This window comes from Arenibacter arenosicollis, assembly GCF_014397245.1.
Lineage (GTDB): Bacteria > Bacteroidota > Bacteroidia > Flavobacteriales > Flavobacteriaceae > Arenibacter > Arenibacter arenosicollis.
The window spans coordinates 61,249-81,270 of the sequence record NZ_JACLHY010000002.1 but is presented as its reverse complement, the minus strand read 5'-3'; the positions used below and the strand labels follow the sequence as shown (position 1 = coordinate 81,270).

The window sequence follows — 20,022 nt, the reverse complement described above, 5'->3', positions numbered from 1 at the left end:
TGGTACAAAGATAGGAATTTGAAGACAGCAAATTATTCTTTGACCATTCTTAAAGTGTTTTGGAGGTAGGTTAAATTTGTGATAATTCTAGGTAAACTAGGTACTTGGATGACAACATAGTGGGATAATTGTTGTAAATTAAAGAGTTAATCAAAAAACAAGACATCATGGAAATTCAAAAATTACTTATTCCGGAATTGGAACACGAAGTAGCTCTTACAGAGAAGTTCTTAAGACGCATTCCTAAGGATAAATTGGACTGGCGTCCTCATCCTAAATCCATGTCCATTAAGCAATTGGGTAGTCATTTGGCCGAATTGCCTAGTTGGGTGGTAGGAACGATGTCTCAAGATGAGATGGTGATGGATGAATACAAACCTCCAATTAATGACAATGTGGACGAAATGATTAAAACCCTGAAATCGGCTGCAAAGGAAGCGGCAGATTCTCTAAAAGTAGCCAACAGTGAATATGATAGGAAATGGAAAATGATCCAAGGAGGACAGACTGTGATGGAAATGCCCAAGTATCAAGTGCTAAGGGGGATGGTATTAAATCAATTTCCGCATCATAGAGCCCAATTGGGTGTATGCCTTCGGTTGTTGAACGAGTCGGTTCCTGCTACCTATGGTCCCTCTGCAGATGAGCAATAAATCAATATGGAGCAAAATAGGGTTTCAAATAGTAGGGTTAATACTACTTTTCCGTAATTAAAGAGCATTATCCCAAGCTTTGTAAAACTGCTTCAATATCAATAAGATAAGAAAAATTGGGCTTTTGTAGTTGGCGTAAAAAAAATGAGTATCTTTGCGCCCGCATTTAGGGTGCTTAGATGCGTATAAAATCATATTATGGGAGTAACAAAAAACATAGCTATTATAGCCCACGTTGACCACGGTAAAACCACCTTGGTAGATAAAATAATGTATCACTGTCAACTATTTAGGGAGAATCAGAATACTGGTGACCTAATTTTGGACAATAATGACTTGGAGCGTGAAAGAGGTATTACTATTACCTCAAAGAACGTTTCCGTGGTTTACAAGGATACCAAGATCAACATTATTGATACCCCTGGTCACGCCGATTTCGGTGGTGAAGTAGAGCGTGTTCTTAATATGGCTGATGGTGTTCTTTTGTTGGTGGATGCCTTTGAAGGTCCTATGCCACAAACTCGTTTTGTACTTCAAAAGGCGATAGATCTAGGTCTAAAGCCCTGTGTTGTTATTAACAAGGTTGACAAGGAAAACTGTACTCCAGAGGAAGTACACGAGAAAGTTTTTGATCTAATGTTCGAACTTGGTGCCGAAGAATGGCAATTGGATTTTCCAACGGTATACGGTTCTGCAAAGAACAATTGGATGAGTGATGATTGGAAAAACCAGACCGAGAACATAGAGCCGTTATTGGATATGGTTATTGAGCATATTCCTACTTTTGAACCTAAGCCAGGTAATACGCAAATGTTGATCACTTCTTTGGATTTCTCTTCTTTTACCGGTAGGATCGCTATTGGTAGATTGCAAAGAGGTACTTTGAAAGAAGGTCAACAAGTCTCTTTGGTGAAAAGGAACGGAAATATTGTAAAGACTAAAATTAAGGAACTATATACCTTCGAGGGAATGGGCCGATTGAAGGTTCAAGAGGTAGCTACCGGAGACATTTGTGCATTGGTAGGTATCGAAGGTTTCGAAATTGGGGACACTGTTGCTGATATTGAAAACCCTGAACAATTAAAGACTATTGCTATAGATGAGCCAACCATGAGTATGTTGTTTACCATTAACGATAGTCCATTTTTTGGCAAGGATGGTAAATTTGTTACTTCCAGACATATCAATGACCGTCTAAAAAGGGAATTGGAAAAGAATTTGGCTTTAAGGGTAAATGAAACCGATAGTGCCGATAAATTTTTAGTTTTTGGTCGTGGAGTATTGCACCTTTCAGTTTTAATTGAAACTATGAGAAGGGAAGGTTATGAATTACAAATTGGGCAGCCACAAGTAATCATTAAGGAGATTGATGGGGTGAAATGTGAGCCTATTGAGCAATTGACCATAGATTTACCTGAAGAAGTTTCAGGTAGGGCAGTAGAAATGGTTTCAATCCGAAAAGGGGAGATGACCAGTATGGAGGCCAAGGGAAATAGAATGATTTGTGAATTTTTAATCCCTTCACGTGGTATCATTGGCCTAAGAAACCAATTGTTGACAGCTACTGCAGGTGAGGCAATTATGTCGCACCGATTTTTGGAATACCAGCCTATGAAAGGGGATATCCCACAAAGACAAAATGGATCTTTGGTTTCTATGGAAACAGGAAAGTCTATTCCTTACTCAATTGATAAATTACAGGACAGAGGTAAGTTTTTTGTTGATCCGGGAGAAGATATCTACGAAGGTCAGGTAATTGGAGAAAACTCCAGAGGTGACGATATGACGATTAACATTACGAAAACTAAGAAATTGTCCAACGTTCGTTCCTCAGGCGCGGATGATAAAGCCAAAATTGTTCCTGCTATTAAGTTTTCGTTGGAGGAAGCTTTGGAATATATTCAGAAAGATGAATATGTGGAGGTAACTCCAAAACATATCCGTTTAAGGAAAATATATTTAACGGAAAATGATCGTAAGCGTAATAAAATAGCATAAGTAGAAAAGTCCCTTTTAAAGGGGCTTTTTTTTTTGCTCCATTTATATAAACTTTGAGCCACCTTTTTAGGTGGCTTTTTGGTTGCAACAAATTTTCTAGCTCAATTTTAACCCGAGAGGCTTGGTGATATAAGTCAGGAAAATTGTCATTTTGGCCCCTTGGACTAAGAAATCACTAAAATTTTGGGTTACATTTTTCTACTTTCTGAATAATTTGAACTAAGTCTATTTTTCTTCGCTTCGGATATGAATTTTAGCTAATTTAAAGTTGAATTATAACTTAATTCAGCCTAATCCAAATTAATAAAATATGCAACTAGAAGGAAAAAATGTACTCATCACTGGTGGTACTAGAGGGATTGGAAAATGTATGATACAGGAATTGGTAAATGGTGGTGTACGCCATATTGCCGTGATTGCCCGTGATAAACAAAATTTAAAACAGCTATCCCAGGATTTTGAAGACGTTAAGTTTATACGCATTACTGGCGATGTGGCGAACATAGAAGTTTTACGGGAGGCAGCGGCTCTTATAGAAGACAAATGGGGGCATCTGGATATCTTAATCAATAATGCTGGCATTGTATCTGCAGGTCCCTTGGAAGATATTCAGGATGAAGATTTGTATGATCAAGTAGCGGTAAATATTACAGCTGTATTTTTACTTACTAAATACTGCATACCACTTTTAAAAGCATCCAAAGAAGCTGCAATTTTAAATATATCTTCAGGTTTGGGTCTGTTAGGTATGCCCTTTTATGCAGCCTATGGAAGCACTAAGGCTGCCGTACGCCAATTTTCGGATGCTATGCGAAGGGAGCTTGCCCCGTTCAATATAAGTGTTACCTGCTCTTTTCCAACCGCAACGGATACGGATATGATGGAGAAATTTAAAGGTAGAGTGATGGATTCCCCTGAATTTGTGGCCCACAGGTCCATAGAAGGTTTACTAAATAAAGAATTACATGTAATTTTTGGCGGTGAGGAACGACTTAGGGAAAATATTATGAATTTCGAGGCACCTAAGGAATTTGACAAAATGGTAGCACAGAATTATGAGGACCGAAAAAAAGCAAGTTTAGGCCATAAAGCCGTTTAATCCTTGTGGGAATATTAATAGTAAAACACAATTTTAAATATGAAGTATACGCTTATCTATGCAGTAATAATAAGTAGTTTTTTGTTGTCCTGTAAGGAAACTTCCCAATCAAAACATGAGGTTGCTGAGACCGAATTGGGTAGTGAAGCCAACCCAAGTTCAACTCCAATTTCTTGGGTGAATAATAGGGTTGACAAGGCAAAAAAGAGACTTGATGGGTCTGAGGCGGGAAAAGTGGTTTGGGATGCCATGGAAGCGATGGGAGGTTTAAATAAATGGTATAGCAATGGCTATTTGACCTTTAGATTTAATTATCAGCCATTGGATGGTTCAGTACCTCGTGACACTTATCAAACTATAGATACATGGAGCAATAAGGCAAGGCACATTAGTGCGGCCGACAGTACCGCAATTTTTGGATGGGACGGTGAAAATGCTTGGGTAAAAGCAAAGGACAGCACTGCTTTTAATTATAATTTGCGTTTTTGGGCATTGACTCCTTTATATCTGGCCGCACAACCTCTTGTTTTGGATGGGGAAGGTGTTAATTTGGAATTGTTGCCGGGAATTAATTATAAGGATGCACCACAGGATGTGGTTAAGGTAACCTTCGCTTCCGGTACTGGTGATGCCCCTGACGATTATTATATTTTGTATCTGGATGCCAAAACACATTTGTTAACTGCACTTAGGTATATAGTTTCATACCCGGGGTATTTTCCCAACGGAGGAAATAATCCGGAAAAAATTATGGATTTGGTCGACCGAAAAACTATTAACGGTATTAGCTTGCCATTAAAATTTAATACATATTGGTCAACTGAAGAGGGACAGCCAAAAGGAGAGCCTATTACTACTATTGAATTGAGCCATATTGAATTCAAAAATCACTTGACTGAAGATTTTTTTAAACGCCCAGAAGGTGCTACGCTGATAGAAGGTCTATAATTTATGCATAAAAAAAGGTGATTTCCAATTTCTGGAAATCACCTTTTTTATAGATCCGCCAAATTGGCCAGATATATGTAATAAACCTTAGTTGTAATGGCGGGCCAATCTAAAGTAACAGTCTTTACTGTGCCAATGCCTTTTTGTTGTATGCTGCGGCTGCGGCACCGATAATCCCGGCATGATTTTGTAACTCTGCTGGAATTACAGGAGTTTCAATACTTATGTAGTCTTTAAATTCGTCCCAGTCCTTGGAGGTTCCTCCACCCAATATAATTAGATCGGGAGACACTATCAATTCAACGAATTCCAAAAAGACATTAAAGCGTTTTCCCCATTTTTTATAACTAAGTTCTTCCCTTTCTTTGGCGGAAGCTGCTGCCCACAGTTCAATTTTATCATATTTTTTATACGGAATTTGTCCCAACTCAAAATTTGGTATCAATTCTCCGTTAAAAAATACACCGCTGCCAAGTCCCGTTCCGATAGTAATCATCACCACAAGACCATCCTTGCCTCTTCCTACACCAAAGTTCATGGATGCATATCCTGCAGCGTCGGCATCGTTGACCACTTTTACGGGTAAACCGGTAGCTTCGCTAAATAGTTCGTCCACATTTACTCCTGCCCATTTCTTGTGTAGATTTCCGGGAGTCTTGCAAATACCTTTTTTAATAACTGTTGGAAATCCGCAACCAATGGGTCCTTTGTAATCAAAATGTTTTACAATTTTGGCTACTACTTCGGCCATGGGTTTTGGTTTTCGCGATTTTGGAGTGGGTATTCTAAACCGCTCCGTAATCATTTCACCTGTTTCCATATTTACTAGAGCTCCTTTTATGCCCGAGCCACCGATATCTATTCCGAGGATTTCCATGTATTAAATTAAAGTATTTGCGAACAAAGAAACAAAAAACTTTTGGGAGTTGTAGTATGCATACTTCCCGGACAGACTTTTGTGCCCTTGATGAGGCCTATTTATAGCGCAATTGCCACCTGGATTCTTTAGTTACTTCCGTACAATCCCGTATTCCCTTTTTCCAACAATGGCATTAGTGATTCAATAATGTCCGGATTCATCTGGGCTATATTTTCGGTTTCATTAGGGTCTGTAATGTGATCGTAAAGTTCAATGGTAGGTTCGTCCTGCCTATAATATTTGGTTAATCTATATTTTGCGGTCCGCAACGAAATTCCATTTCTAAAATAGCTGTATGCCACTTGATCTTTTTTTGGTGTAGCGCCTGTGAAACTATCGCTAAAGCTTTCGCCATCTATTTGGTGTTTCATATCAATGTTGCAAAGTTCCATTATCGTTGGGTAAATATCCACGGTTTCAACAATGGATTCCACTTTTTTAGTCTGATTTTCTTCAAATGGTGATTTAATGATCAAGGCACTTTTTAATGCATTTTCAAATAGGGTATGTTTTCCCCAAACCCGCTGATCCCCCAAATGCCAGCCGTGGTCGCCCCAAATCACAATAATGGTAGTTTTATCCAAATCCAGCACTTTTAGCTCATCCCAAATCATCCCTATTTGCGCATCTATATAACTTATTGAGGCTAAATAGGCATGTCTTAGTTTTTTGGAGTATTCATCGGATACGGATTTGGATAGACTCGCCTTTTCCTCGCCAAGTGCATATTGATTAAATTCCCCACTCTCATGTAGACTCTTTAAACTAATGTTCCCTGGGATATTTGGGTTGGGTGAAAGAGGTATTTGTTCCCGATCGTATAGATCCCAATACTTTTTTGGAGCATTAAATGGCAAATGGGGTTTAAAAAAGCCAACGCCCATAAAGAACGGTTGCTCCTTATCTTTAAGTTCCCTAAGTTTTGAAATGGCCAATTTGGTGGTTAATCCGTCGGGGTAACCCTCGTCATCCACTTCCCCTGCCTCAAATGGTTTAACCTGTTTCTTTAGGCTTTGCCTATTTTCTCCGTTGGCATACCCAAAAAATGCGTTCCAACCAGTACCCCATTTTCCAGCATCAAATAATAGCTCGTCCCAACTATAGGGCAATTCTTTTTTGGTGGATACGGGTGCTTCATAATCATAGACCAAACCATCTGCTGAGTGACTTATCTTACCAATGCCAACGGTGTAGTAGCCATTCCTTTTAAGATGGTGGATAAAGGTCTCCGGTACATTATTCTCTTTTGCATTTGATATTTCCTTTTCAATGGCATTATTGTTCAAATGTAATGGCTTGCTGGGGCGCATACCGGTTAACAGTGCATATCTAGACGCTCCGCAGGTTGGGACCTGTACAAAGTGATTGGTGAAAACTGATCCTTCGGACGCCAAAGCGTCCATATTGGGGGATTGAACAATTGGATGGCCATAAGCACCTAACTCCGTTCTCAGGTCATCCACGGCAATAAACAAAACATTGGGCGGCTTTTGTGCTTGCTTGCATTGCAGATTACTTCCCAAGAATACTAGAATTGCCAGTAGGATGAATGGTTTTTTAAAATGGGTTGGCATGGGCAAATTAAATTAATTGGGTTAAAATAGTTATAAATATATGAATCGGAAAAATATCATGCCAACAGGCCTGAGTCTTTAAGGATGTCAAAGATTAAACTATCAACTTCGGATACACTTTCCCTGTCCACGTAATTCAGCCAAAAAATTTCACCTACTTCCGGGTTAACCTTAAGTTCTCCCGTATATTCGGATGAATAGCAGGTTGATCTGATCAATATATTGGGTTTCCTTCCGTTGGCCCGTGCTTCAAAAATTCCTAGATGTTCAAAGGAGGAGATATCTAAAATTATTCCCAGTTCATCTTTGATTTCCCGGGACAGAGTCATTACGTCCGACTCTTTTGGTTCTTTTTGTCCCCCAGGAAGAATAAAGTTGGTCTTTCCTTTAGGTTTAATGGCCAATAGCTTTTGGTCTGCGACATGGATCCATGCCAATTGATCTATGATTTCGGACGAAGGCTCAATATAGTAGTCAATGGAATTTAGGGAGTGGTTCTTGTCTATAAAATCCAAGAGTTGATCTATGGCTGTCCCAAATTTGGTGAGTGTCCCCAACTTGTGATTTCGGCCAAGGGCACTTGAAATGGTCTCGTCCCGATTGCCAAATTTATAACCCCCCTTCTTGATCCAGACTAGGTTTAAAAGATGCTGCATCCCAACATTTCCCAATTGATCTATGGATATGGCAATTTTCAGAAGATACTCGGACAATCCAACAATACCCTTTTTGAACATACCATGAAAAAGACCATATACAAAACCCAAAGGGAGGGTGAATATGAGTAAAATTATAGAGATGAAGAATAGGAGGATCCCAATTAACGGATTAACCTTTCTGTCTACCTTATAGACTTGTTTTTTTAAAATCATTGGCCTTAGTTGGTTGCTTAAAGGTATAAAATAATTTTCGCTGGAGGGTAGAGTATTGAAAGTGATATTGGGAATGGGAAAATGAAATCGTTTCAATAATTAAAAGTGTCGCTGTAATAATATTAAATAAATGCTATATTTGAGAAATTCAAAATTTCGGGCATGGCCAATTGTTTATTATTTTAAAATAGAGCTATGTCCTTGTTGATATTTCGACTTCTAATCCTGTTATGTATAATTTAAGCTTCTCCGTTAGATCCAAATAATCTTTTTAATAACTTATTGATGAAAAATTACATTGCCCTGATCCTTGGTGTTTTTATATTATTCTTTACCTCTTGTGATAGCAAGAAAAGGGAAGGCGAACCCCGAATTTTGGTCTTTTCAAAGACTATGGGCTTTAAACATTCTTCTATACCTAAAGGATTGGAAGCAATTCAAAAGTTGGGGGAGGAAAACAATATTAGTGTAGATACTACAAAAAATGCCGAAGTCTTTAATGATGATGACTTAAAAAAGTATTCGGCTATAGTATTTTTGAGTACTACAGGCAATATATTGGATGCTAAACAAGAGGCTGCCTTTGAAAGGTATATTCAGGCCGGTGGAGGTTTTGTTGGTGTACATGCTGCAACTGATACCGAATATGATTGGAATTGGTATGGAAGATTGGTAGGTGCTTATTTTGCCAGTCATCCTGCAGGTACACCAGAAGCGGATTTTGTTATTAAGGACAACACTTTTGGTGCTACCAACATGTTTACCGATTCTATTTGGCATCGCACTGATGAACTCTATAATTTTAAGAAAATAAACCCTGAGGTAAATGTTTTAATGACCGTTGACGAAAAGAGCTATGAGGGAGGTATCAACGGAGATCATCACCCTATGAGCTGGTATCACGAATACGACGGCGGTCGTGCCTTTTATACAGCCTTGGGCCACACCGAGGAAAGTTTTTCCGAAGAATTGTATTTAAAACATCTATTGGGAGGTATTCAATATGCCATAGGGAAGAATGAAATCTTGGATTATACAAAGGTTACTACTCAAATTCCACCGGATACCGATCGTTTTACCAAAGTTCCCTTAAAATATGGTGAATTTTTTGAGCCTACAGAAATGGCCATTTTACCCAATAATGATATTTTAATTTCCCAAAGAAGGGGTGAAATAATGTTGTACAAGGCAGCCACCAAAGAATTGTCCCAAGTAGGATATTTGGATGTTTATAACAAAACATTGAGTGCAAATGCAAATGCGGAGGAAGGATTAATGGGTTTGCAGAAAGATCCCAATTTTGACACCAACCATTGGATTTATTTGTACTACAGTCCAACAGGTGATAAATGGGTGAACCGTTTGTCCAGGTTTAAATTTGAGAACGATGTTTTGGATACCAATACTGAGCAGATTATTCTTGAAGTGGATAGTCAGCGTGAAATATGTTGCCATACAGGAGGGTCTATAGCTTTTGGTCCAGATAACATGTTGTATTTGTCTACAGGAGATAATTCCACTCCCTTTAGTGAAAAAGGGGTGAAATACGTGAATAGTGGTTTTGCTCCCTTAAACGATATCCCGGGAAAAGAACAGTACGATGCCCGTCGTTCTTCTGGAAATACCAATGATCTGAGAGGTAAAATATTGCGTATTAAGGTAAATGAAGATGGAAGTTATAGTATCCCGGAAGGGAATTTATTTCCGGTAGGAACTGCCAAGACCAGACCTGAAATATTTACTATGGGCCATCGTAATCCGTATAGGATTTCTGTAGACCCCAAAAGAGGTTATGTATATTGGGGAGATGTGGGGCCGGACGCTAGGGTCGATAGTTTGGATACTAGAGGACCCAGAGGTTATGATGAAATGAATCAGGCCAGGGAAGCTGGAAATTTTGGTTGGCCATTGTTCGTAGCGGATAATAAGCCATACCGCAGTTATGATTATGCTACAGGGGAGAGTGGAGAAGCCTTTGATCCCGAAAAACCTATAAACGATTCAAAAAACAATACGGGGCTTAGGGAACTTCCTAAAGCAATGCCGGCCTATGGTTTTTATCCATATGTGGAATCCCAGGAATTCCCGCAAACAGGTACTGGAGGTAGGAACGCTATGGCAGGACCTGTGTACTATTCCGATCTCTACAATGGTCCCAATGCCCTGCCGGAGTATTACGATGGTAAAGTATTGGTTTATGATTGGATACGTGGCTGGATGATGGCCGTTAGCTTATTTCCAAATGGGGAATTCAATAAGATGGAACCTTTTGCGGATCACATTACTTTAAATAATCTTATCGATATGGAGGTTGGTCCTGATGGTAGGGTGTATCTCTTGGAGTACGGCAGCGGTTGGTTTTCTAAAAATGATGATTCTGCATTGAGTTATATAGAATACAATGGCGGCAATAGACCTCCGGTAATAGAAAATATTACTGTTGATAAAACATCTGGAAAACTTCCTTTGACTATTTCTGCAAAAGTAGAGGCAAGGGATAGGGAACAGGATGCAATGACCTATGTGTGGGATTTTGGGAATGGTGAAACCAAGGAAACTACGACCCCTGATATTACCTATACCTATGAAAACGTGGGAGATTATATTATGTCCGCTACTGTTGTGGATAACAAGGAGGCTTCGGCCAAAAGTCAAGTTCTAAACATAGTGGCCGGAAATTCCAGACCGGAAGTATCTATAGATATCATTGGTGACAATTCATCTTTTTTTATGCCTGGGGTGGCTTTGAATTATAAAGTTTCCGTAACCGATCCAGATGGTTCCGCGATTGATGAGAGCAATATTTTTGTTTCCGTAGATTATCTGGAAGGCATGGATGAGGCTTCACTTTCATTGGGACATCAAGAAGTTTCGGCGGCCGTTACCGGAAAGGCTTTGACATTGGCATTGGACTGTAAAACCTGTCATAAGGAAAAGGAAAAATCTGTTGGACCCATGTACCGCGATATCGCTGAAAAGTATAAGAACGATAAAAAGGGGCTAAGTTATCTGCAGGGTAAGATTATTTCCGGAGGTAGTGGCGTTTGGGGAGAAGTAACCATGCCTGCACATCCCAACATGACCAAGGATGAATCAAGGCAGATAGGCCTGTATATCCAGTCCCTTGCAAGCACGGCCGTTAAGAAGAAATCCTTGCCAGCAGCGGGAAGCATTGTTCCAAACCCTGCAAAGGGCGCTACTGTTATGGTGATTACAGCCAGTTATACAGATAATGGGAAAAACAATGTTAAACCGTTGACAGGGTCTAAATCGGTAGTATTGCAAAGAGACGCCAATGCCGACAATGCAGGGGCCAAGTAAGGTCCGTTTTTGGTGAATAATTTACCCCTTATGATTGCAAAATTGGCAACCATAAGGGGTAAGTTTTGTTAAATTGGATGCTATCCGGCGGATTGATATCTTTTACGTCCGCCAGGTTCATATCTAAAGCCTTTGACGGATAAATGAGTTTGAATAAAAAGTCATATTGACACTTTATCTTTCGGGTCAGTTATTCATCCAGTTTTTAAATTCGGCGGCCTTGGCCTTACTGACGACTACCCGCTCTTCAAACACAGGAATTACGTTTACGATAAGTTTTCCGTTGAAATATTGTTTGATCCCAGAAATAGCGTCCCTTTGAACAATAAATTGGCGGTTAAGACGGTAAAAATTGGACGGGTCCAGTTCATTTTCAATATCCTCCAGTTTTTGTTCTATGACATAAGTTTGTTTATCCTTAGTTACTGCTTTAACGATGCCATTATCAATATATAGGTACGCAATTTTTTCTGTCTTTACTGGTATCAATTCATCCCTGTGATGAACCAAATACATTGATTTGTAGCCTTTTTTCTGATCTTTTAATAAATGTAGTAATCCTTCGACTTGATTGGAAATAAGGCCCTTGCCTTTTTTTTGCTCTTTAAATTGAATTAGGCTTTCTTCCAACTCCTCCTCATCTATGGGTTTTAATAAATAATCGATGCTATTTAGTTTGAATGCTTTTAAGGCATATTGGTCATAAGCGGTAGTAAAGATTATGGGAGCATCAATTTTTATGGCATCAAAAATTTCAAATGACAGCCCATCGGCCAGGTGTATATCCATAAAAACCAGGTCGGCCCCTTGATTTCGCGAAAAATAATCGACCGAGGTTTTTACCGAATCTAGAACTGCCAGTACCTCAATGGTATCCTCCAAGTTTTTTAGCATATAGACAAGATTTTCACTTGCCGCCAATTCATCTTCTACAATAACTACTTTCATGTCATTTTGTTCAATGGTAACTTTACACGGAATATATCATTTTGTTTATCAACAATAATTTGCTGCTTTCTTATCATGTAATAACGTTTGTACAGATTTAAAAGTCCGGTACCGGTACCTTCCGCCAATGTAGTCCGCGCCCGTACTTTGTTTTCCACATAAATGCATTCGCCCTGTGAGTAGATTTGAACTTTTAAAGGATGTGTTTCCGAAATCTCGTTGTGTTTTACCGCATTTTCTACCAATAACTGTAAAGCCAACGGGGGAATTTTTCTGTCAAGATAATTTTCGTCAATTGAGATATCAATTTGAAAACGGTTCCTGTATCTTGTTTTTATTAAATAGGTATAGCTTTCCAGGAATTTAAGTTCTTCTTTTAATGAGACCAGATCTCTATCCCCGCTTTGTAATATATAACGGTACATAAAGGAAAGCTTTTTAACAAACATGGTAGCCTCCTTATTGTCTCGTATTAGGGAATTGAGTGTATTTAGGGAATTAAAAAGAAAATGCGGGTTGATTTGATTCTTAAGGGCAGAAAGTTCATTTTGTAAGTTTTGTTGTTTTAAATGTTCGTTTTCCAAAATACTTTCACCCTGAATAATTTTTAGCCTTAAAATTCTGGAGATAAAAAGTATGATGATGAGTACAACGATAAATATAAAATCCTGAAAATCCTCTTCCCTGTTAGAAACGTCTTTTTCAATAAAAATAGGGTATACAAAATTTAGAATAGAAATTGTGGCCACTAGAATTCCAATATTGCCCACGAGCCTCAATCCCCAATCCACCAAGCGGTTCTTTTTAGGGATGCGATAAATGAAATTGGTATTGAACTGCAGTGCAGACCAGGAAAAAAGGAAGAAAAACCAGAATTTTAAATCAAGATCTACAAACAGCTCACTGGAAAAAATCTCTTTATTAAAACCGGTTGACCTGAAAAGCGATATGGTCAGCGGAAGGGTAACTAAAACAGCAATCAGTAGGGCGATTTTTATTATTTCGAGCTGCTTTACCTGTTTTGGACTTTCCATGTTAACCTAGTTATTTTTAAATATACTTCATTAATTATCCCTATCATAGTTCCATATATGGAATTTAATTGATATAACGACATTAGAAAAAAAAATAAGCCCATGGAATTGCCAAGGGCTTAGATGTAGTCTACTTATAAAACTTTTCTTTATTTAGAGAAGGGGTTAAATCCTTTTGGAAGATAGTTCATAACTTCAAAACCAAGATCAATTTCCTCTTCTACTTCTTCTACTACAATATCGTTGAGGTTCAGTTCCATGCCTTCATATGCATTAAAACCTAGGGGAAGATATTTTGCCGGATCAAAATCCAAAACAATTTCTTCATCCAATTCCTCAACAATAATACTGTTAAGATCCAAATCCATCCCAGCATAAGCATTGAATCCAAGGGGAAGGTAGGTTGTCGTATCGAATCCTAATTTAATTTCTTCCTCATCTTCAATTAGGTTAATTTGATCTAAGCTTAAATTTCTTACTTCTTCATCCATAAGCAATCCTTCGGCAAAAGGGTTGTGGGATTCAATATAACAGTTGATGTCATCAGAATTAAGACATTTGTCCTTCCCTGAAAATGAGAATAATGAAAGAGATACTAGTATGGTACTTAATAGTAAAGCTGTGTTTTTCATGATATATAATTTTAATATTTTGATTTGCATTTTATTTCTGGTACAAAGATAAAGGGCGCACTAGTGTCAAATTGGTAGTTATTAAGTGAAGTGGACAAAATGGTGGGTGAAGCGACTTTGGATTTAACTGAAACGAACGGGATTTGGAAAATAAAGTAATAAAATTGGTGTAGTATGGCTCATACGCAACTAGTTAAGCCGGTAATATGGCCAGCTGTTTAAGGTCAGCTAGATGAAGGATATGGTGGGTCTAGACTAGGGGATTTTCTTTTTTAATATTTACACTGCCCGTTGTATGACTTCAAAAACCTTATTACCATCGCACTTTAATGTCTTTGATGGATATTTAAGGATAAGGGCGTAGTCATGGGTGGCCATAAGGATGGTCCTTCCTGTTTTGTTGATGTCCTGCAGTACTTTCATAACTTCTACGCTGGTCTGAGGGTCCAGATTTCCGGTGGGCTCGTCCGCCAGTATTAGATCAGGATCATTCAATAGGGCTCTTGCTATGGCAATACGCTGTTGTTCCCCGCCCGAAAGTTCATGGGGAAATTTAAAGCCTTTGGTTTTCATGCCTACTTTATCCAGGACATCTTCAATCTTGGCGTTCATTTCGCTCCGGTCTTTCCAACCAGTTGCTTTTAGCACAAAAAGCAGGTTGTTGTTGACATTGCGATCGGGTAATAATTTGAAATCCTGGAAAACAACCCCTAGTTTTCTTCTCAAATACGGAATTTCTTTTTCCTTTAAAGTGGTAAGGTCGAAATCCACAATGTGCCCTGTCCCCTGTTTTAACGGGAGGTCGCCATATAAGGTTTTCATAAAGCTACTTTTTCCACTGCCCGTTTTCCCGATAAGATATACGAACTCTCCTTTTTTTATTTCGAGGCTTATATCGTTCAATACTAAATTTTCTCCTTGAAATACGGCTACATCCTTCAGCTGCAATATGCTTTCGCTCATAGTTTTTAATGTTGATATAAATGTAATAAGTTCCTACGGAAATAAATCAAATCTTCTTAAAAAATCTTTTTCTTTATCATATACTTGAGGACAATATTTATCGTTATATAATTTAATTACGGTAATTCTTAACTTCTAGAGAACATTATGCTAAGAAAAAAAACCGCTGTAATACTGTGTTTTTTTGGGTCTTTGTTTTACGCAAACGCCCAAGAATCAGAAATTTATACTTTTGACCAAAAGGACTACCAAGAAGCTTTGGCCTTGTATAACAATAAACAGTATCAAGCAGCTCAGACAATCTTTGACAAGGTAAAAAACAATACCAGGGATGAAGAAACCCAGGCCAACAGTGCTTATTATGCCGCTACAGCGGCTATTCGCCTAAATCAGCTGGGGGCCGACAGGTTAATGGAGGACTTTGTAGAAAAGTACCCTACTTCCACCAAGCGCAATTCCGCCTACCTTGATGTGGCCGATTATTATTTTGAAACTGGAAAATATCCCTATGCCTTAAAATGGTATGCCAAGGTAGATCAGAGTTCCATGTCCAGAAAAGATAAGGAACGCTTCAATTTTAATAATGGATATGCCTTATTTTCATCCAACAAACCTAAAGATGCCGAGCGTTATCTAAATCAGGTCACCACCTCGCCTACCTATGGTTCCCAAGCAAAGTATTACTTGGGATATATTGCATATCAACAAGACGATTATGCACAGGCCAATCAGCGTTTTGATCAGATAGCCGATCAAGATTTGTTGGAGGAAAAGCTGTCTTATTATCAGGCAGATATGAACTTTAAATTGGGCAAGTTTGAAGAGGCCATCGCCCTTGCGAAAAAACAATTGCCAAAATCTGATCGTAACGAGGTCTCCGAGCTTAATAAAATTATTGGCGAGAGTTATTTCAATCTAAAGCAATACGCCAACGCCATACCTTATTTAAACGAATACAAGGGTAAAAGGGGGAAATGGAGCAATACCGATTATTATCTGCTTGGCTATTCCTATTATATGCAAGGCGACTATGCAAATGGGATACAACAATTTAATAAGATAATTGCTGGGAACAATGATGTTTCGCAAAATGCATATTATCATTTGGCGGAATGTTATCTGAAATTGGATAAGAAACAGGAGGCTTTGAATGCCTTTAGAAATGCGTCCCAAATGGATTTTAACCAGGAAATTCAAAAGGATGCCTATCTAAATTATGCCCGATTGAGCTATGAAATTGGGAATGCCTACGAGCCCGTTCCAAAGGTTTTAACTACTTATCTTGAAAAATATCCCAATGATGCCCATAAAGCAGAGATGCAGGAGCTGTTGGTAGATTCTTATATTACTTCAAAGAATTTTGCCGGTGCGATGGACCTTTTGGAAAAAAACAAAAATTTTGCCAGCAAGGCTACATATCAAAAAGTGGCGTTTTATAGGGGAGTGGAATTATTTTTGGAGTTGAACTATGAGCAGGCTTCAGTTGTCTTCAAAAAATCCTTGGACAATGCGGAAGACCAATACTTTAAAGCCAGGGCAAGTTACTGGAAGGCGGAATCGGACTACAATATGAATCATTTTGATGATGCTTTGGCGGGATTCCTTCAATTTAAATCCATTCCAAGTGCCAAATCCACCCCTGAATACAAAGACCTAAATTATAATTTGGCATATACCTATTTCAAGTTAAGAAATTATTCAAATGCCATAGCAGCATTTTCCACTTATGCGGAGACCAGCAACGATGGAGAAAAATTGAACGATACCTACCTGCGTTTAGGGGATAGTTATTTTGTTAGCAGTAAGTATTGGCCTGCTATAGAAACTTACAATAAGGCAATTGCCAGAAATATTCCGGAGAGTGACTATGCAGCATACCAAAAAGCATTGAGTTATGGATTTGTGGACAGGAGTGCCACGAAGATTGAGGAGCTTTCCAATTTTGTATCCAGATATCCGAACTCGACCCTTAAGGATGATGCCTTGTTTGAGTTGGCCAATTCCTATGTGAGAGCCAATAACACTGAAAGAGGGTTGCAACTTTACGATCAATTGATCGGGGATTACAGAGGAAGCTCTTTGGTGCCCCAAGCTATGTTGCGTCAGGGATTGGTGCATTATAACGCCAATAGAAACGAACAGGCTTTGTCCAAGTTTAAAACAGTGGTCAGGGACCATCCCAATACACAGGAAGCGCTTCAGGCCGTAACTACCGCTAAACTTATTTATGTGGATTTAGGAAGGGTAAATGAATATGCGCAATGGGTAAAAGGACTTGACTTTGTGGAGGTGACGGATACCGAATTGGACAATGCCACTTTTGAATCTGCGGACAAACAATATATAGAAGGTAACCAGGATGCTGCCATAAAGGGTTATGAAACCTATATTAAACAATTTCCAAACGGTTTAAATACATTGAAGGCCAATTTTAATTTGGCACAATTATATTTTGGAAAAGGCCAAAAGGATAAAGCCTTGCCCTATTTTAAAAATGTTGCCAGTAAAGGAATCAATGAATATGCCGAACAGGCCCTTACAAGGGTGTGCGAGATTTATGTAGGCAAGAATGATTATGTTACTGCCATTCCATACTTGGAACAATTGGAGTCCAAGGCTGAAATTCAACAGAACATCACTTTTGCCCAGTCCAATTTAATGAAAGGCTATTATGAGCAGTCAGACTATGGCAAGACCATTGCATATGCTGGGAAAGTATTGTCCAATTCAAAAATAGACAACCGAATAAAAAGTGATGCGCAAATAATGATCGCAAGATCGGCCATTAAGACCAAGGATGAAAACAGGGCGGAAAAGGCGTATGCGGAAGTGTTGAAAATTGCAACAGGAGAATTGGCGGCAGAAGCGCTCTATTATGACGCCTATTTTAAGAATAAGGCCCAAAATTATGAGGCTTCCAATGCATCTGTTCAAAAATTGGCGAAGGATTATGCCGGTTATAAGGAGTGGAGTGCCAGGGGATTGATCGTTATGGCCAAAAATTTCTACGCCTTGGGAGATGCTTTCCAAGCTACCTATATTTTGGACAGCGTTATTGCCAATTTTGGTGATTTTCCAACTATTGTGGCCCAAGCCAAACAAGAGTCATCCATAATTAAGGCCAAAGAAGCCCAAAGTAATTCCTCCATTAGTACAGATGGAAATTAAAAATTCCTTGCAAAAAGAACAATATATGCACAAGCACATAAAAATATCCATATTTGCCATTCTTGGTTTTTTTCAAATCGGATTGGCACAGGACGACAAAAAAGATATCGGTACGGAAACAGTGACGGTGGTAAAGGCCTATGCGCCTACCATTTCAGATGCTTTTAAGGTGAAGTCAATGCCCACCCTGAACGATTCCATCGTTTTACAAAAGAAACCTATTAATTACAGTATATTTTCAGTACCAGTAGTGTCTACCTTTACCCCTGCCAAGGGTAAGGCTTCAGGGGTAAAAAAGACTCCACCGGAAAAAATATATAATTCCTATGCATCTGTAGGCTTGGGCAATTATAACAATGCCTTGGTGGATTTTTATACCAGTAGTGCCTTGAACAGGGACGAGCGATTGGATCTAAGCCTTAATCATCACTCCTCTAGGGGAGAAATTGATGGTACTGCTTTGGACAATGTATTTTACAATACCAAACTGGATGCCAACTACACCAAAAAAGATAGGGACCTAAGTTGGGGAGCCAATATAGGGGCACAGCATCAATTATATAATTGGTATGGAATTCCCAATGGATATTACACCGAGGAAACGGTAAACGGCATAGATGAAAAGCAGAACTATTTTAATGTATTTGCAGGTGGTTTTGTGGAAGTGGAAGATTCGTTTTTTAAGAGTGTCAATTTAGAGGTGAGACGGTTTTGGGATGCTACCAAATCAGGTGAAAACAGGGCAGTTCTAAAACCAGCCTTCGAGTTTCCTTTGGGTGATGAATTATTGACCCTCAAGGCAAAGGTAGATTATTTGGGCGGTAAGTTTGAAAATGGTCAGGTTGCCAATGATTCCAATATTCCTGGCATAGATTATTCCCATTTGCAGGCGGGAATAAATCCCAATATCAATATCCTAGGGGATGATCTTTCACTTAATTTGGGCGTGAATTTGGTGTATGGTATGGATTTGGAGAATAGTGAGGGTAATTTTTATATTTATCCCACAATAACGGCATCCTATCGTTTATTGGATGAGGTGGCCATTGCCTATGGAGGTGTAGAAGGGGAGTTGAAGCAAAACTCGTTCTATAACTTTGTGGAAGAGAACCCATACGTTTCGCCCACCTTGGACATTCAGCCCACGGACCAACAATACGATGCTTACATAGGTTTAAAGGGACAATTATTGCCAAACCTTAGCTATAACTTAAAAGGGTCTTATACGGCCGAGAATAGAAAACCACTCTTTATACTAAATCCTGAAAATACCTCCAGGACCGATGAAAAAGGATATTTCTACGGAAATAGTTTTCAGGTGTTTTATGACGACGTTAAAACATTGGGAGTTTTTGGTGAATTAAATGTAGATGTAAATCGTAATTTTAGCTTGGGTATTAATGTGCAAGTGAACGATTACGATACAGAAACCGATAATCCAGCTTGGAACCTGCCTGGTCTTACTGCTTCCACCTTTATGGATTATCAAATAGGGGAGAAGTGGTTTCTGGGTGCCAATCTATTTTACGTAGGGGAGCGAGATGATCTATATACTGTGGCGTCCCCTGGAACCCTGCCAGAAAATTTTACCATGGAGGCGAAGACTTTGGAGAGCTATTTTGATGCCAATGCGCATATTGGCTATAGGGTAAATAAACAATTATCCGTGTTTGCAAGGGCCAATAATATTGCCAACCAGAATTATATGCGTTGGAACAATTATCAGGTGCAAGGTTTTCAGGTATTGGCCGGAGCCACGTACAAGTTTGATCTTTAGTATAAAAACGATATTTGGAATTAGCGGTTGATCATGATGTGCCAAAAACCCCGAGGTATTTTGTGATTGCCGTAATTGTACCTTCTGCCTTTACGCCTCCTTATTGGGGAGGTAAA

The 20,022-nt window shown here is 38.9% G+C and carries 14 protein-coding genes; 7 read left to right on the top strand and 7 right to left on the bottom strand.

Annotated features, from left to right (window positions below; all coding sequences use genetic code 11):
• Positions 1-167 precede the first annotated feature (167 nt).
• The 4 genes from H4O18_RS03455 to H4O18_RS03440 all read left to right on the top strand — a co-directional run bounded on the left by H4O18_RS03455 (position 168) and on the right by H4O18_RS03440 (position 4,698).
• Positions 168-653, top strand: coding sequence for a DinB family protein (locus H4O18_RS03455; RefSeq protein ID WP_187581720.1), 486 nt, complete (start codon positions 168-170; stop codon positions 651-653).
• 198 nt (positions 654-851) lie between these two features.
• Positions 852-2,651, top strand: a complete 1,800-nt coding sequence (gene typA, locus H4O18_RS03450) for a translational GTPase TypA (RefSeq protein ID WP_187581719.1) — start codon at positions 852-854, stop codon at positions 2,649-2,651.
• A gap of 310 nt (positions 2,652-2,961) precedes the next feature.
• Positions 2,962-3,750, top strand: a complete 789-nt coding sequence (locus H4O18_RS03445; protein WP_187581718.1) for an SDR family NAD(P)-dependent oxidoreductase — start codon at positions 2,962-2,964, stop codon at positions 3,748-3,750.
• Between the two features lie 39 nt (positions 3,751-3,789).
• The gene (locus H4O18_RS03440) at positions 3,790-4,698 is read left to right on the top strand and encodes a hypothetical protein (RefSeq protein WP_187581717.1); all 909 of its coding nucleotides are present in this window, start codon (positions 3,790-3,792) and stop codon (positions 4,696-4,698) included.
• 124 nt (positions 4,699-4,822) lie between these two features.
• On the opposite strand, the gene ppgK is transcribed toward H4O18_RS03440, so the two are convergent.
• The 3 genes from ppgK to H4O18_RS03425 all read right to left on the bottom strand — a co-directional run bounded on the left by ppgK (position 4,823) and on the right by H4O18_RS03425 (position 8,063).
• Entirely contained in the window at positions 4,823-5,575 is a 753-nt protein-coding gene (gene ppgK / locus H4O18_RS03435; RefSeq protein WP_187581716.1) for a polyphosphate--glucose phosphotransferase, read from the bottom strand.
• A gap of 128 nt (positions 5,576-5,703) precedes the next feature.
• Positions 5,704-7,191 (bottom strand): sulfatase, encoded by a 1,488-nt coding sequence (locus H4O18_RS03430; protein WP_187581715.1) that lies wholly within the window; start codon positions 7,189-7,191, stop codon positions 5,704-5,706.
• A gap of 56 nt (positions 7,192-7,247) precedes the next feature.
• Positions 7,248-8,063, bottom strand: a complete 816-nt coding sequence (locus tag H4O18_RS03425) for an NUDIX hydrolase (RefSeq protein WP_187581714.1) — start codon at positions 8,061-8,063, stop codon at positions 7,248-7,250.
• A 285-nt stretch (positions 8,064-8,348) separates the two neighbouring features.
• Between H4O18_RS03425 and H4O18_RS03420 the strand changes: the two genes are divergently transcribed.
• Complete coding sequence (locus tag H4O18_RS03420; protein ID WP_187581713.1) at positions 8,349-11,384, top strand: ThuA domain-containing protein; 3,036 nt, start codon at positions 8,349-8,351, stop codon at positions 11,382-11,384.
• A gap of 186 nt (positions 11,385-11,570) precedes the next feature.
• Here the strand turns inward: H4O18_RS03420 and H4O18_RS03415 are convergent, their stop codons facing one another.
• The 4 genes from H4O18_RS03415 to H4O18_RS03400 form a co-directional block, all read right to left on the bottom strand.
• Entirely contained in the window at positions 11,571-12,332 is a 762-nt protein-coding gene (locus tag H4O18_RS03415; protein ID WP_187581712.1) for a LytR/AlgR family response regulator transcription factor, read from the bottom strand.
• Complete coding sequence (locus H4O18_RS03410; RefSeq protein WP_187581711.1) at positions 12,329-13,366, bottom strand: sensor histidine kinase; 1,038 nt, start codon at positions 13,364-13,366, stop codon at positions 12,329-12,331. The genes H4O18_RS03415 and H4O18_RS03410 overlap by 4 nt, the downstream gene beginning before the upstream one ends.
• 149 nt (positions 13,367-13,515) lie before the next feature.
• A complete protein-coding gene (locus tag H4O18_RS03405) occupies positions 13,516-13,998 on the bottom strand; it encodes a hypothetical protein (protein ID WP_187581710.1) in 483 nt (160 codons plus the stop codon).
• Positions 13,999-14,277: 279 nt separating this feature from the next.
• Entirely contained in the window at positions 14,278-14,961 is a 684-nt protein-coding gene (locus H4O18_RS03400) for a cell division ATP-binding protein FtsE (protein ID WP_187581709.1), read from the bottom strand.
• A 147-nt stretch (positions 14,962-15,108) separates the two neighbouring features.
• Between H4O18_RS03400 and H4O18_RS03395 the strand changes: the two genes are divergently transcribed.
• Positions 15,109-18,129 (top strand): tetratricopeptide repeat protein, encoded by a 3,021-nt coding sequence (locus tag H4O18_RS03395; protein ID WP_187581708.1) that lies wholly within the window; start codon positions 15,109-15,111, stop codon positions 18,127-18,129.
• A 25-nt stretch (positions 18,130-18,154) separates the two neighbouring features.
• Positions 18,155-19,906: a TonB-dependent receptor gene (locus H4O18_RS03390; RefSeq protein WP_187581707.1), complete on the top strand. Its 1,752-nt coding sequence runs from the start codon at positions 18,155-18,157 to the stop codon at positions 19,904-19,906.
• Positions 19,907-20,022: the final 116 nt, after the last annotated feature.

Excerpts from the sequence above, each read along its gene's own strand:
- H4O18_RS03455 (WP_187581720.1), top strand. The coding sequence starts at position 168 with ATGGAAATTCAAAAATTACTTATTCCGGAATTGGAACACGAAGTAGCT.
- typA (WP_187581719.1), top strand. The coding sequence starts at position 852 with ATGGGAGTAACAAAAAACATAGCTATTATAGCCCACGTTGACCACGGT.
- H4O18_RS03445 (WP_187581718.1), top strand. The coding sequence starts at position 2,962 with ATGCAACTAGAAGGAAAAAATGTACTCATCACTGGTGGTACTAGAGGG.
- H4O18_RS03440 (WP_187581717.1), top strand. The coding sequence starts at position 3,790 with ATGAAGTATACGCTTATCTATGCAGTAATAATAAGTAGTTTTTTGTTG.
- ppgK (WP_187581716.1), bottom strand. The coding sequence starts at position 5,575 with ATGGAAATCCTCGGAATAGATATCGGTGGCTCGGGCATAAAAGGAGCT.
- H4O18_RS03430 (WP_187581715.1), bottom strand. The coding sequence starts at position 7,191 with ATGCCAACCCATTTTAAAAAACCATTCATCCTACTGGCAATTCTAGTA.
- H4O18_RS03425 (WP_187581714.1), bottom strand. The coding sequence starts at position 8,063 with ATGATTTTAAAAAAACAAGTCTATAAGGTAGACAGAAAGGTTAATCCG.
- H4O18_RS03420 (WP_187581713.1), top strand. The coding sequence starts at position 8,349 with ATGAAAAATTACATTGCCCTGATCCTTGGTGTTTTTATATTATTCTTT.
- H4O18_RS03415 (WP_187581712.1), bottom strand. The coding sequence starts at position 12,332 with ATGAAAGTAGTTATTGTAGAAGATGAATTGGCGGCAAGTGAAAATCTT.
- H4O18_RS03410 (WP_187581711.1), bottom strand. The coding sequence starts at position 13,366 with ATGGAAAGTCCAAAACAGGTAAAGCAGCTCGAAATAATAAAAATCGCC.
- H4O18_RS03405 (WP_187581710.1), bottom strand. The coding sequence starts at position 13,998 with ATGAAAAACACAGCTTTACTATTAAGTACCATACTAGTATCTCTTTCA.
- H4O18_RS03400 (WP_187581709.1), bottom strand. The coding sequence starts at position 14,961 with ATGAGCGAAAGCATATTGCAGCTGAAGGATGTAGCCGTATTTCAAGGA.
- H4O18_RS03395 (WP_187581708.1), top strand. The coding sequence starts at position 15,109 with ATGCTAAGAAAAAAAACCGCTGTAATACTGTGTTTTTTTGGGTCTTTG.
- H4O18_RS03390 (WP_187581707.1), top strand. The coding sequence starts at position 18,155 with ATGCACAAGCACATAAAAATATCCATATTTGCCATTCTTGGTTTTTTT.